At 76.5% G+C, this 894-nt stretch carries 1 protein-coding gene; it reads left to right on the forward strand.

Going from position 1 to position 894, the window contains the following annotated elements; all coding sequences use genetic code 11:
- Window positions 1–894, forward strand: an 894-nt coding sequence (locus HUW36_RS33580) for a D-alanyl-D-alanine carboxypeptidase family protein (RefSeq protein ID WP_246248457.1), incomplete at both ends; no start/stop codon positions are given.

Consider the following 894-nt stretch of genomic DNA (forward strand, 5'->3'; position numbering starts at 1 on the left):
GACGAGCAGGTGGTCGGCGGCGACGCGCTGGCCGCGCCGGGGCTTGTCGTTCCGCCCGGCGGCGCCGCGCCACCGGCGGTCACCGCCACCACCTGGCTGGTCGCCGACCTGGACAGCGGCGCCGTGCTCGGCGCGTGCGGGCCGCACGTGTACGGCACGCCCGCCAGCACCCAGAAGCTGCTGCTGGCCGCGACCATGCTGAGCCGGCTCGACCCGAGACAGGTGGCCGTCGCCACCCGCGCCGACCTGGACATCGAGCCGGGCAGCTCGGCCGTCGGCCTGCTCGTCGGCGGGCGGTACGCGGTGGAGACGCTCTGGTTGGGCCTGCTGCTGCAGTCCGGCAACGACGCGGCGAACATGCTGGCCCGGCTCGGCGCCGGCAGTGCCCGGGCCGGGGTCGCCGCGATGAACGCCGAGGCCCGCCGGCTCGGTGCGCGACAGACCCGCGCCGTCACCCCGTCCGGCCTGGACGGCCCGGGCCAGTTCACCAGCGCGTACGACCTGGCGCTGATCGCCCGCGCCTGCTTCGCCGACGAGCGGTTCCGCCGGTACGCGCTGACCGAGCGGGCGCAGATCCCGGCCCAGCCGGCGCTGAAGAAGGGCGGCTTCCAGATCCAGAACGAGAACCAGCTGATCTACCGCTATCCGGGGGCGCTCGGCGGCAAGACCGGCTTCACCGAGCTGGCCCGGCACAGCTACGTCGGCGCCGCCCAGCGCGGCGGTCGCCGGCTGGTGGTCACCCTGCTCGGGGCCGAGGCCCGGCCGGTACGCGGCTGGCAGCAGGGTGCCCAACTCCTCGACTGGGGCTTCTCGCTGCCCCGGGGCGCCTCCGTCGGCCGGCTGGTCGAGCCCGGCGAGCTGGACGCCGCGAAGGCCGAGCCAGCGCCGGCCCCG

Source organism: Micromonospora maritima (genome assembly GCF_902825405.1).
Lineage (GTDB): Bacteria > Actinomycetota > Actinomycetes > Mycobacteriales > Micromonosporaceae > Micromonospora > Micromonospora maritima.